The following is a 13,120-nucleotide window of genomic DNA, read 5'->3' on the forward strand; positions in this document are numbered from 1 at the left end:
CTTCTAAAATCCGGTTCAACATTTGGCTCATGGCAAACACATCAAGTAGGACTGCACTTATTTGAAAAAGTTCGAAAAAAGATCAAAATAATTCGTAAAACGATAAGAATTTATTCTTTTTTCGACATACACCCCGTTTTATCTGTTCCCACAGGTGAATAACCGTTAAGATTCCTGCTATATATATAGAATACATCAAAATCAGAATTTTATGAACAAACAACATAACTGCGACGTATTAATTATTGGTAGTGGTGCCGCGGGTTTAACACTTGCGTTACATTTAGCGAATAATGCCGATATTATTGTATTAAGCAAGGCGTTAGTTAATGAAGGTTCTACCTTTTACGCCCAAGGGGGTATCGCTGCTGTTTTTGATGAAAATGATAGTGTGGCAGATCACGTTAGCGACACGTTAATTGCCGGTGCTGGCTTATGCGACCAAGACATAGTGCAGTATACCGCTGAGAATGCCCGTGTATGTTTAGAATGGCTTATTGGGCAAGGTGTTAACTTTGACCAAGAAGAAGATGATCAAGGTGAATTACGTTATCACTTAACCCGTGAAGGTGGGCACAGTCATCGCAGAATTCTTCATTCTGCTGACGCGACCGGTCAAGCTATTCAAACCACATTAGTGGATCAAGTTAAAAATCACCCGCGTATTAGGATTTTTGAACGCTACAATGCTGTTGATCTAGTCTGTGAAACACCAATTGATGACAACAATCAACAAAAGCGATGTATTGGTGCTTATATCTGGAATCGAAATAATGAATGTGTAGAGCGTATTTTTGCTAAGAAAACAATTTTAGCAACGGGTGGAGCAAGTAAGGTTTATCAATATACTTCAAACCCCGATGTTGCCAGCGGTGACGGGATAGCGATGGCGTGGCGAGCAGGTTGTCGTGTCGCTAATATGGAGTTTAATCAATTCCACCCCACTTGTTTATTTCATCCTGATGCTGGAAATTTTTTATTGACGGAAGCATTACGTGGTGAAGGTGCTATTTTACGCCGTCCTGATGGTAGTCGATTTATGCCAAGTTTCGATGAGCGAGCTGAGCTTGCCCCGCGTGATATTGTTGCTCGCGCCATTGATTTTGAAATGAAGCGCCTTGGCGCTGATTGCATGTATCTAGATATTAGCCACAAATCTGCTGATTTTATTAAACAACATTTTCCTAATATTTATGAGAAAACTCAATCTTTAGGTATCGACATTACCAAACAGCCTATGCCCGTTGTACCTGCTGCCCATTACACTTGTGGTGGTGTGATGATCGACAAGCAAGGGAAAACGGATGTTGATAGCTTATATGCTATTGGGGAAGTTGCTTATACCGGTTTACACGGTGCTAATCGCATGGCAAGTAATTCATTATTAGAATGTTTAGTCTTTGCCCGCGCAGCAGCTTTAGATATAGAACAGAAAATAGATCTTCAGCAAAGTATTGTCGTATTACCTGCCTGGGACGAAAGTCGTGTAACAAATTCCGACGAAGAAGTTGTTATACAACATAACTGGCATGAACTACGATTATTTATGTGGGACTATGTCGGGATTGTTAGAACAACAAAACGTTTAGAAAGAGCATTGCACCGTGTTGAATTATTACAAAGAGAAATCGATGAATATTATCAAAATTTTCGGGTCAGTAATAATTTATTAGAATTAAGAAATTTAGTACAAGTTGCTGAATTAATTATTCGGTGTGCAATGGAACGTAAAGAAAGTCGTGGCTTACATTACACACTCGACTATCCTGAATTAAGGCAAGCAGCGACCTCAACCATTTTAACCCCCTAATATCAGGTATTAGCTATCCGCGTTATTACTTAACTTAATAATAACGCGGCATAATCTTGCATATTGCTTGGCTGACAAACTCTTTTGAGCAATAAAATAGCTGGGTAAGCTTAGTTTTACTAGCCACTTTTTTAAGGGAGATTGTTGAAGCAGATAAGCATTTTCAGATGAACGACTTTCAAAGACCAACCAACATCCCCAAAAACCTATTCGACTTTCAGAACTTAATTGCCTTTTATCGTCAACCGAGAAATGACACTCCCCCCTTATATTAAGAGTAAAACTAGCGGGTTGAGTATAAATAATACGCATAAAGTTTATTTTATTATGCGTATCTATAACATCTATATTAAACTTTAACTCGCTTGAGGATGCACTGCACCATGGCGTTAAGTTCTTTGTCTTCACAGACCTTATGCCCCATAAACCAAGCAAATAACTCAGGGTCTTGCTCTTCCAATAAACGTTCGAAAGTTTGCTTGTCTTTTTCTGACAGCAAATCATAAGCCTCTTCAACGAAAGGCATAAAAAGTATATCTAATTCAAGCATTCCACGACGGCAAGCCCATCTTAAACGCGGTTTATTATCGGTTAGTGACATACAACACCCTGTAAAATAAAATATGCACTTATTCTAGCAAAGTCATTTGCCATTACAAAATTGTTTATCCGATCCAGAGAAATAAACTAACGAATCTCACCAGCACCTTGAATTTTCCAAGAAAGTCCTCATTAATTAACCTAACAATAAAACAACAATGCTAACTTAATTATGACAACCTCTGTTGAAAATACCCTACCTAGTTACGATAACCTCCCTGATGCTTGTGCCATTAGTTTAGCTGAATATGGTGCAATTGCTTTGCATGGAGCAGAACAAAGTAAATATTTACAAGGACAAGTCACTTGTGATGTAAACACGCTTGCAGATGATAACTTATTATTAGGGGGTCATTGTGACGCTAAAGGAAAGGTACTTTCTGTTTTTCGTTTAATTAATCGTCAACAAACACATTTATTATTGCAACCGACAGCAAGTATTAGTAAGTCACTCGTTGAATTGAAAAAATTTGGCGTATTTGCCAAAGTCACTATTGAGCAAACAGCAGGTTTAGCGTTTTATGCGGTTGCCGGAAAAAACGCAACTGAGGTTTTGCATCAGCAATTTGTTGAATTACCTAATAGCTTAACCCCCGTTTTGCAGGTTGGCAGTACCACGATTGTGTATTTAGCGGGCAAGCTAAAACGTTATCTTATTATTGATGAAGCGAAGATTGCAGAGAAAATAATCAGTGATTTTTCATTAGCTATTTACCCACATGCGCTGTGGAATTTAATCGAAATTAACGAAGGTTTTCCTTTACTCGCTCCAGAAACAGTTTCTTCATATGTACCTCAAATGTTGAATTTACAAGCGATTCACGGCATAAGTTTTACTAAAGGCTGTTACTTAGGACAAGAAACTGTTGCGCGTATGCAATATTTAGGGAAAAACAAACGCGCTTTATTTTCGTTAAAAAGCCCTTCAGCCAATAATGAGTTAATAACCTTGCAAGCAGGTGATATTATTGAGCAACAGTTAGGTGAAAACTGGCGTAAAGCAGGTGACCTTCTAGCCAGTTATATCAGTGGTGATGGTATTTATTATCTGCAGGCTGTTTTAGCCAGTGATATCGATAGCACCACAAACTTACGAATTAAAAACCATGAAAACTCTGCTCTAAGCTTGGTTGAATTACCCTATAAATTAGTGGAATAGTCGCTAGTTATATTTATTTAAAATTTAGGATATATAATGAAAATTTCAGAAAATAAAGTTGTCGTTTTACACTATGCCGTATCCGACAGCGAAGATACACTCATCGACAGCTCTTATGACCACAGCCCTTTATCTATTATTCACGGTACAGGTTATCTCATTCCAGGCTTAGAAGATGCCTTAACAGATCATGTTGTTGATGATAAATTCGAAGTCGCAGTAAGTGCTGAAAATGCTTATGGTGATCGCCATGATGAGTTTGTGCAAACCGTACCCAAAAGTATGTTTGAAAGCGTTGAAGATTTAGCGGTTGGTTCACAACTACGCGCTACAACCGACGATGGCGAGCAAACTGTTATTGTTATTGATGTAACAGATGATGAAATAACCGTTGACGGAAACCATCCATTAGCGGGTATTGATTTAAAGTTTGATGTTGAAATTTTAGAAGTCCGTGATGCTACAGAAGATGAATTGAAACATGGACACGTCCATGGTGAAGGCGGTTGTGGCCACAGCCACGACTAATCACCATAAAGAATGAGTTCGAAAAATAAAAAAGCGAAATATAAGTACATTATATTTCGCTTTATTAATTCATTATTTGCTGCTAATTCTTCATGACACTGATCACTTTTTCACGTACTTCTTGATAACGAATATTTTCGCAACAGCCAAAGCCGGGTAACTGTTTTATTTTATTACGGCTAAAAAGCGGCACGGTTAATCCGGTTAAAAATCGGCACATCGTTTCTAAAGATAATACACCTTTGTACTTGGTCGACATATGTTCGATAAGTGTCGTTAGCATGTCAACTATCACGGCGTCATCTGGCAAAGTACTTTTTTGTGAATAGCTTAGCTTAGCAAAGTTTCCTCGGCATACCGAACAATGCCCACAATGTTCAGGGGTGTTTTTATCATTAAAGTACAAGGATAAATTTCGACTCAGGCAAGACGCTAATTCAAAGAAGCGCACTAGTGTCGCAATACGTTTTATTTCTTTTTCTTCTTTATCAACAAAATAATCATGCAATGACTTAGCAAGGTTTTCAGCCGACAATAACCTTTTATTGACACTAAATACTTCAGTAATTTTTTTTGTTTCCAAGGTGATCAATTGTTTCTCTTGTAGGTATTCCAAAGCAACAATCACTCGACCACGATCACAGCCATAATGCTGAAATAACGCATCAAAATCTGGCTCTCCCCATACTTTCTTAAAGCCACTGTAGCTAAAAATAGTCGCAAGGAAGTCTTTGCGCTCACCTTCAAAACAATTTAATACATCATCTTTATTGGTGGTAAATTTATATTTGAAATCAGCGAAATATGAAAACAACGGTTTAATAACGCCCTGTAGCTCTAACTGAACAAGTAATGTTCTCATCGGTAGTTGGCGAATATTACTGATATTTGACAACGACAAGCCTTGTAATTCCCAGCGTTCATTAAGGCATTCTTGTTGAATATTGTTTATGACACATTCGATACCACTCAGTTCAGGTGTGTCACCAAAAACAAAATTTTCAACGGTATTTAACCCATCTAAATTTGCCAAAGTAATACAATTTGACGCTAAACCATCACGTCCTGCACGGCCAATTTCCTGACTGTAATTTTCAATTGATTTTGGTAAATCATAATGAATAACAAAGCGGATATCTGCTTTATCTATACCCATGCCAAAAGCAATAGTCGCCACGATGATTTGTACTTTTCCCGACATAAAGTCTTCTTGGATCTTCTGCCGTTTTTCGCTAATAAACCCAGCGTGATAAGGTTGAGCATTCAAACCTTGCTGTGACAAAAAGCTTGCTACATACTCAGCGCTTTGTTGTAGAGTCACATAAACAATACCACAACCGGTTTGCGCGTTGATGTTCGTTAGCAATTGTTGATTTTTATCTTTGCTTGAAACCGCTAACACTGTTAAATCTAAGTTGTTTCGATAAAAACCCGTTTGCACAATATGCTCGGGTAAAATGTCGAATTTAGATGCCATGTCCTTTTTTACTTTTTTTGTCGCTGTAGCGGTTAATAAAAGTACCAGCGGAATATTCAGTTCTTGGCGATAGTTAGGTAGTTTTAAATAATCGGGGCGAAAGTTATGACCCCATTCAGAGATACAATGCGCCTCATCGACAACCAACATTGAAACATTAACGGAATCAATAAATTGGCGAAAACGTTCATTTTTAAAACGCTCGACTGACACCATAAGAATCTTTATTTTACCGCTGCGAGTATCCGCCATCACTTGCTGATTTTGCACAGGCGTTAATGTCGAATCAATACTTGCCGCCGCTATACCTTTCGTCTCTAAAAAGGCTAATTGGTCTTTCATTAGCGCCAGCAAAGGAGAAACAACAATAGTTAAGTGAGGAAGTTCTATAGCCGCTAACTGATAACATAATGATTTACCTGAGCCAGTCGGAAATATTGCAAGAGAAGATTGGCCATTGAGGAGCTGTTCAATCGTTTGTTGCTGCCCATCACGAAAGGCATCAAAGCCAAAGGTTTGCTTGAGTGAGTTAACAAGAGGTGACACAAGAAGTACCTATTAAATAAATGAGTTAAAAAAACGAGTACCAACAGACAATTGAAAATCACTGTTGATACTCGTTTTATAATACCAGAGTTATTTAAAAGGTTTTAATCACTTTAACTTTATCACTAACTTTAGCAGCATCAATATAACCAATGGCATCAGGGTTAGCCGCAACAAAACTTAAAACCTCAGCATCGTTGTCAAATTCTGCTAAAGGTTTGGCCTTACCAGAGAAAATTTGCTTAGCCCAATAAGATTTAACTTGGTAGCTAGTCTTTTTCAACACTTTACTTTCAAACTCTTCTCGAGCCGCACTTTCATCCTTTAAATTTGCTGCCATAACAGAAGCACCGTTAGCAAATTTCTTATTTTTACCTAAAAAAATCCGAGAGATGTCTCTGTCGGTCAGCGCACTAGAATTAGCCGGGTTAACAATAACAGCAATATCGGCAGAAGCCGTTAAACTAAAGCCTATTGAAAGTAAGATCGCAGTGACTTTTATATATTTCATCATCAATCCCCTAAAAAACAGTAACAAGTGAAGTGCGGAATAAACCAGCATCATTGACACCATTAAGGTCATCATTAAAACCGGTATATTCAAACTTTAATGACGCTGAGCTATGAAAATCCCAACGTAAACCAACAGTAACATAGCTTGAGTCATTTTTTTGATCAGTTATAGTCTTTTGTGTTGGCAATTTTAAAGCGTCAAGAGGAGTTCCTGACGGTATAACGCTAGTAAAATCGTTCGCCGCAGTGTCTTCATCAACACCGTAAGTAATGTGTACTAAGTAATTATCAAAGCGCTTACCTAGCATCACATAATAAGACTCTTCTTCACCTAATATCGTATTATCTATTTTAAGCGTTGTATATTCGCCAACAACTAAGATGCCTTCATAGTCAATTTGAAAGCCAAGTTCAGTGAACGTTGCTTTGTCTTCAAAAATACTAGTATTGCCTGCAAAGGTTGGGTAACCATTTTCACTCCAAAGCTTAGCAAGTCCATCTAATTCAGTTAAAGGTATTGATACATCAGCATTAAAATAAGCCGCTCTTAAGGTTAACCAATCTCTGTTAAAGGTAGCAGCGCCACCTAAGATATTATCCATGCTAGGCTTTGTTTTTTCACCAAAGACTTCGATTTCATCGGAGTTATTACCCGCAATAAAATGGTAAGTCGTATCAAATTCTCCAAGAGTACTACTGTATATACCGCTAAGACCGTCAAAGGTATTAAAAATTAAATCGTAAACACCTTTTGGTGGTGTTATCCACGGATAAGCATACGAAACATCTAAAAAGTCTGAGTACATAAAGAAAGGTGCTCGTTGACGCCCAGCCAAAACCCTAAAGTTATCGTTTACGTTATAGCTAACGTAGGCCCATTCAAATTCAGTATCCCAATCATTATCACCGCGAGAAACAATTTGTGCAGTAATATCAAGACCTTCACCTATATTACTTGATGCTTGAATTGCCAGTAATGAACCATTTTTAAAGTCAAAAGTATCATTAAAGCCATACAGTTTTTCATCACTCGATGTAGTGATACCACCTGTTATTGAAGCGAAGCCACTTAAATTGATATCTGCTTGAGCCGTATAGGAAATAAAGCTACTAGCAATCGCTAGTACCGCTATTTTACTTTTCATATTATTCACCTTAGAGTTTATGTTCTTATGTTCTTATGTTCTTACTGTATTGTTAAAATAAAGTTGCTTTAATAAAAGCTAACCCAATGAAGTATAGATGAATATTATAAAAGTGTCATACAAGAAAAGCAAAAGGATAACAGATAAAGAAAAAAATAAAATACCAGCCACTTTTGAGTAAAAATAACTTTTTAAATTGAGGCATATGTCGTTAAAATCAACATATTTCATACGTATGTATAAAATATGTTAAGTTAACTGAACATTTAAATACTGATTATATCTCTGCAGCGATTACCGATATTTCAATGAGTAATGCATTTCGTGCCATACCAGCTTCGACACAAGCTCTTGCCGGAGCAAAACCCTCGGGGATCCAGTTATCCCAAATGTTATTCATTTTTGAAAAGTCACTCATATCTTTTATGTAAATTGTTGCCGATAAAATATGCTTTTTATCACTACCTGCTTGCTCTAGTAATTCATCAACCTTCTCTAACATTGAATGTGTTTGTTCTTCAATGCCAAAGCTCGCATCTTTGCAAACTTGCCCGCATAAATAAATGACACCGTTATGTTTAACAATACGGCTCATTCTTGTTTTTGTTTCTTGTCTGATAATAGTCATTTTTATTCAGTAATTATTGATTTTGTTAAAGTATATACTCTACCTACAGCAGAATGTAGCTTCGATACAGATATCATGAATAAACTTTCACCGATGAATATTCAAATAACTCTTATTCGTTGAATCTTGCAATTAAACATTCACAAACAGGGTAATTAAAGATAAAGTCTTTAATAGATGTAATACTTATTAAAAAGGAATACTGATGAACATTAATCAGTGGGTTGATGAATTATTTGAAGTTTTCGATGAAGACAAAGATGGCGCGATTAGTCGTAGTGAGTTTGTTGAACTGATTGAATGCCTTTTACAAGATAAAGGCCTTCGTATGTGTGAGAGCATTTTTAACAAATTTGATGTCAATCATAACAACTCTATTTCTAAAGAAGAACTCAAAGCGATGGTTATTGAATTAGCGTTGTAATGCCTATCATTAAAAATTTATGATGAACTAAAAATTTATTCTGAAAAATAAAATAATTATTTTGTCTAATCAAGAGCTTACCCAAGCTCTTTTTTTATATCAAAAACTCCTTGGTCTGACCTCTTGTTTCAACTATTTTTTATGTTATTATTTCAGTGTACACGTGTGCACTGAAAAGCAAAAAAACATAACAGGATAATAAATGACAAGCCAAGCAAGTTACAGTAAGAATGAAGAAATCGCCAATACGTTGACTCACGCACTAGGTGCCATATTGTCTATTATTGCCTGCTACATGCTATTAACCGCCGCTATTGTCGACAATAGTTTAATAAAAATAATTAGTTTCTCTGTATATGGTGCCAGTTTAATTTTATTGTTTAGCGCCTCAACTTTTTATCACTCTTTTCAAGATATTCATAAGAAAAAGCTTTTTAAATTACTTGACCATTGTGCTATCTACTTATTAATAGCCGGCACTTATACTCCATTAATGTTAATTTCATTGAATGATCAACTTGGGATGATTATGTTAATGATTATCTGGACTTTAGCCATACTGGGTGTGTTCTTTAAACTAAAGTTTGGCCACCGTTTTAAAAAAACATCCTTGATCACCTATTTAGGTATGGGACTCATATCAATAACAATTATTGAACAGTTGAATGAAAAACTATCAAGCGAAGGGTTAACACTGCTGGCATTAGGTGGGGCTATTTATTGTTTAGGCGTTATTTTTTATGTGCAAAAGCGGATTCACTTCAATCATGCTATTTGGCACCTGTTCGTACTAGGGGGCGCTATTTGTCATTTTTTTATGATCTACTTATACCTGTAAGCACAAAGACGAGTTGCTGTTCGCCCATAACTATTGATTATAAAAGTAGATAATTGATCAAATATATACAATGAATGAATTTTTACGTAACACCAACGTAAAGTTGACTATACCGGTTTATCAACAAAGCGTTGTAATGACTGTAATATCACAGGAAAGTTTTCCCCGCCAAGTCCTAAACGAAAATAAGACCCTGATAGCCCAAATAAACAGGCTGGATAAACGAATATTCCTGTTTGCTCGGCAAGTATTTCAGCCCAGTTAAGTATCGGTATTTCGGTATGACATTTAACTAATGTCAGTAAACCTGCTTGCGGAGGATGCCAACTAAAATATGCATTGTTTTTTTCGATAAACAACTGAAATAAAGTAATATTTTTTTTGATAATAGCATTATTTTTTATAATTATTTTTTGATAGTTTTCCAGAGCAATTTCTGCCAATTTTTCATCTACAATAGAGGTGCAGATCGACCCTTGTGCTTTTACTGCTAAGAGTTTTTTCAAAAAAGACTTACTTTGAGATATTGCCCAGCCGATACGAAGACCCGCCAAGCCAAAGCTCTTTGATAACACCGACACAACAATAGCGCGATCATAATCTAAATAGCGATGGGATAAGTCAATATTATTATAGTTACTCGCTTGGGATACATCGTCAGCTAAAAGGTAGCAATTGAATTGCTTTGCTATCGCTAAAATTTGCTCAGCGAATTTAGTCTCTATTACGCTACCGGTTGGATTATGTGGTGAATTGAGGACAATTAATCGAGTCTTTTCGTTTACTAAGGCTAAAAGTTCTTGCTGATTAATCTGCCAGCTTTGTTGAAAGTCAACCGTTAGGCACCTGACAGTTATTCCCATCTGCTCTGCCATTGTGACTAAAGAGGGATAACACGGTGTGATCACCACAATTTCAATGGCTGATTGTTGCTCAACACTATTACAGTTTGTTATTTCATCTTCAAGCAGTACTGTTTGATAAATAGCAGACAACGCTTCTTGGGCACCACAAAAGGTTAAAACATTGTCAGCCGAGAGTTCCGCTTGATGATGATTATAATCTTGATGAAAAGCAGCAATAAGTGATCGTAAACGGTGGCTTCCATTTATCGACGCATAAGATAACGCCTGATCACCCAGCAATACTTCGAGGCTAGTTTCACCTAAAAGACAAAGCTGGGCAACAGATAAACTTTGCCCACAAGAGTTGCTCAAATTGTGTTCTACAGTCACTTTTTGATTGCTCGCTAGGCGTTGACCAAAAGCAATATGTGCCGGTAAAAGGTTCTTCATCATTTACGACTTTTTACGCTGCCAAACTGACATTTCCGTGGTTGTCACCGTATAAGTACATTGGTTTTTCTTAATCACTCTCGTTAAGGGCTGTGCACCTAAAAAGCAAAAATCTTCCGCTAGCTTTTCTTGTAAGCCATCAAAACCAATAACATTTTCACCATTGACTTTCAGTCCGCCTAACCAACTTTCTTTTTCAGTATATTGCGTTGTGTACTGATGATCTGTTAATACAAACAATAAACCTTGCTCATTCAATCGCTGTGATAGTGTGGCTAACAACTGTTTAGGCTGATAACTTTTTTCTAAAGCATGTTCCACTAAAATAGCATCATAGCCATTAAACATCGGCTTTAAATTACTGGCATCACCTTGGCTAAATAAAATATTTTCAGCAAAGCCTTCCAACGCTAACGTCTTAAGTGACACTTCATGAAAACTCTGTATATCACCTGAAATAACGTTAGTGTAACGGAGTGTTTTTTGTTGTTGAAGTTGCACACCGTATTGAATATAACGGGCAGAAAAATCTACGGCGTCAATATGCTGGAAGTGTTCAGATAACTCAAAAGCAGTGCGGCCAACACTACAGCCTACATGCAATAATTTGTTGGTATTAGTCGCCAGTTCTTTGACTTTGCTTAATAGCAATTGACCCACTTGTTGTGAGTAATTAGCAATACTTAAATGTTCTTCACCGTAATGGCTTTCAAGTTGCTGACATACTTCAATATCAGTTTCATAACAATTAACCGGTGTTAATGGTATTTTACCGTCAGTGTTTTCAACGTAACGAAAACCCGCATGCTGAGTAAAATGACGTCTAAAAGCATAACGAGACGATTGAATAGTCTCGTTGCCTGTTGAGATCCATGACCCACCTTTAATTAGGTTATGTTTTCCATCAAAAGTGGGTGTAGAGAAATCGTCATAAAGTGGATGAACTTTAAATCCCTCATAACCATCAATTGCAGACTCACTCCATTGCCAAACATTACCCGTAACATCATAAAACTTTCCGGCTGAAAACTCATCAACAGGGCATGACGAAGCATAGTGGGCTAAGTTGATATTCCCTGATGGGGCTTGCTCATTCCCTTGATTATCACTGGTACCTTCTCGTAAGCAATGCCACTGAGCTTCGGTAGGCATAGCAATGTTTAACGTTGTTTGCTCACTTTTCCACTGGCAAAAAGCTTTTGCTTCTAAGTAGTTAACTTCTGCAGGCCAATTTAAAGGTAAAGGAATCTCGTTAAGTAAATTACGTTGCAAGTATTCTCCACTGTTATTGCGCCAAAAACGTGGCATCTCAGCTTTAGTAAAGCTTAACCATTTTTGACCTTCCTCAGTCCAATAATGAGGTTTTTTATAACCACCTGCGTCGATAAAAACTAAAAACTCTTGATTAGAAACTAAATATTTAGAGGCTGAAAACGCACTAACATCAACTGATAATTCACCATATTCGTTATCCCAGCCATAAGTTTCATCACTTAATTTTTTACCTAAAATAACAGATTGTTCAGCAACCGCTAATAATTCATTATTAGGTGCCGCAGAATAATGAGTACAGCTTGCCCATTGGCTAGCTGTCTCCGTTGGCGGTGTTAAGCAATTTAATGGCAGCATACGCATGATCACCGATGATGTTTCTAGATGTATGCGTTCATGCTCACAGCCCATCAGTATTACCCAAGCTAATGAGTCTTGTTTAATGGGTAAACTTAGTTCCATCGTATCAATGAGGTTATTAACCAAAGCGAAAACTTGCTGGCGGTATTCTCTTACTTCATCAACATTAGGCCAGTCGTAATGCTCACTGTTAAGATCATCCCAGCTCATTTCATCAACACCAACAGCGCAAACGGCTTCTAACTTGGTATTAACGCGCTTATTAATGTATTTACCCAAGAGTAATTTATTAATAAAGAAGGTAGCCGTATGGCCAAAATAAAAAATAAGGGGGTGGCGTAATGTCTCAGGCCGCAAATAGTATGCTTGGTCGTTATTGATTAAAGCAAATAACGACTCGTAGGTCGTCCATGTATTATGAAAGTAACTTTTCAGCTCTGCGCGCTTATCATCTATAGATAAACCATTAAGCTGAGGGGTAATATTTTGATTATTAATAAGAGTCATATTTTATTTTTAAATTAA

At 37.0% G+C, this 13,120-nt stretch carries 13 protein-coding genes; 5 read left to right on the top strand and 8 right to left on the bottom strand.

Annotated features, from left to right (window positions below):
- The first annotated feature begins 211 nt into the window (after nt 1-211).
- Nucleotides 212-1,810 (top strand): L-aspartate oxidase, encoded by a 1,599-nt coding sequence (nadB, locus tag H4J52_RS11445; RefSeq protein ID WP_182224732.1) that lies wholly within the window; start codon nt 212-214, stop codon nt 1,808-1,810.
- A 9-nt stretch (nt 1,811-1,819) separates the two neighbouring features.
- On the opposite strand, the gene H4J52_RS11450 is transcribed toward nadB, so the two are convergent.
- Nucleotides 1,820-2,122 carry a hypothetical protein gene (locus H4J52_RS11450; protein WP_182224734.1) on the bottom strand — a complete coding sequence of 101 codons (303 nt, stop codon included), beginning with the start codon at nt 2,120-2,122 and terminating at the stop codon, nt 1,820-1,822.
- A 37-nt stretch (nt 2,123-2,159) separates the two neighbouring features.
- On the bottom strand, nt 2,160-2,411 hold the full coding sequence (locus H4J52_RS11455) for a succinate dehydrogenase assembly factor 2 (protein WP_182224735.1): 252 nt from the start codon (nt 2,409-2,411) through the stop codon (nt 2,160-2,162).
- Between the two features lie 171 nt (nt 2,412-2,582).
- Between H4J52_RS11455 and ygfZ the strand changes: the two genes are divergently transcribed.
- Nucleotides 2,583-3,569 carry a tRNA-modifying protein YgfZ gene (gene ygfZ / locus H4J52_RS11460; protein WP_182224737.1) on the top strand — a complete coding sequence of 329 codons (987 nt, stop codon included), beginning with the start codon at nt 2,583-2,585 and terminating at the stop codon, nt 3,567-3,569.
- 36 nt (nt 3,570-3,605) lie between these two features.
- On the top strand, nt 3,606-4,097 hold the full coding sequence (locus tag H4J52_RS11465; RefSeq protein WP_182177080.1) for a peptidylprolyl isomerase: 492 nt from the start codon (nt 3,606-3,608) through the stop codon (nt 4,095-4,097).
- A gap of 82 nt (nt 4,098-4,179) precedes the next feature.
- Here H4J52_RS11465 and H4J52_RS11470 read toward each other — a convergent pair whose 3' ends face one another.
- The 4 genes from H4J52_RS11470 to H4J52_RS11485 form a co-directional block, all read right to left on the bottom strand.
- A complete protein-coding gene (locus H4J52_RS11470; protein ID WP_182224739.1) occupies nt 4,180-6,120 on the bottom strand; it encodes an ATP-dependent DNA helicase RecQ in 1,941 nt (646 codons plus the stop codon).
- A 94-nt stretch (nt 6,121-6,214) separates the two neighbouring features.
- Entirely contained in the window at nt 6,215-6,631 is a 417-nt protein-coding gene (locus H4J52_RS11475; protein ID WP_259367851.1) for a phosphate ABC transporter substrate-binding protein, read from the bottom strand.
- Between the two features lie 10 nt (nt 6,632-6,641).
- Complete coding sequence (locus tag H4J52_RS11480) at nt 6,642-7,778, bottom strand: porin (RefSeq protein WP_182177083.1); 1,137 nt, start codon at nt 7,776-7,778, stop codon at nt 6,642-6,644.
- A 277-nt stretch (nt 7,779-8,055) separates the two neighbouring features.
- Entirely contained in the window at nt 8,056-8,406 is a 351-nt protein-coding gene (locus H4J52_RS11485; protein ID WP_182177084.1) for a RidA family protein, read from the bottom strand.
- A gap of 205 nt (nt 8,407-8,611) precedes the next feature.
- Between H4J52_RS11485 and H4J52_RS11490 the strand changes: the two genes are divergently transcribed.
- Together H4J52_RS11490 and H4J52_RS11495 are read left to right on the top strand one after the other, a co-directional pair.
- Entirely contained in the window at nt 8,612-8,830 is a 219-nt protein-coding gene (locus H4J52_RS11490; RefSeq protein WP_182177085.1) for an EF-hand domain-containing protein, read from the top strand.
- 202 nt (nt 8,831-9,032) lie between these two features.
- Nucleotides 9,033-9,668, top strand: coding sequence for a hemolysin III family protein (locus H4J52_RS11495; RefSeq protein WP_182177086.1), 636 nt, complete (start codon nt 9,033-9,035; stop codon nt 9,666-9,668).
- Between the two features lie 107 nt (nt 9,669-9,775).
- Here H4J52_RS11495 and H4J52_RS11500 read toward each other — a convergent pair whose 3' ends face one another.
- On the bottom strand, nt 9,776-10,966 hold the full coding sequence (locus H4J52_RS11500) for a pyridoxal phosphate-dependent aminotransferase (protein ID WP_182177087.1): 1,191 nt from the start codon (nt 10,964-10,966) through the stop codon (nt 9,776-9,778).
- A complete protein-coding gene (ovoA, locus tag H4J52_RS11505; protein ID WP_182177088.1) occupies nt 10,967-13,102 on the bottom strand; it encodes a 5-histidylcysteine sulfoxide synthase in 2,136 nt (711 codons plus the stop codon).
- Nucleotides 13,103-13,120: the final 18 nt, after the last annotated feature.

It is taken from the genome of Colwellia sp. MB02u-14, assembly GCF_014076915.1.
Taxonomy (GTDB): domain Bacteria; phylum Pseudomonadota; class Gammaproteobacteria; order Enterobacterales; family Alteromonadaceae; genus Colwellia_A.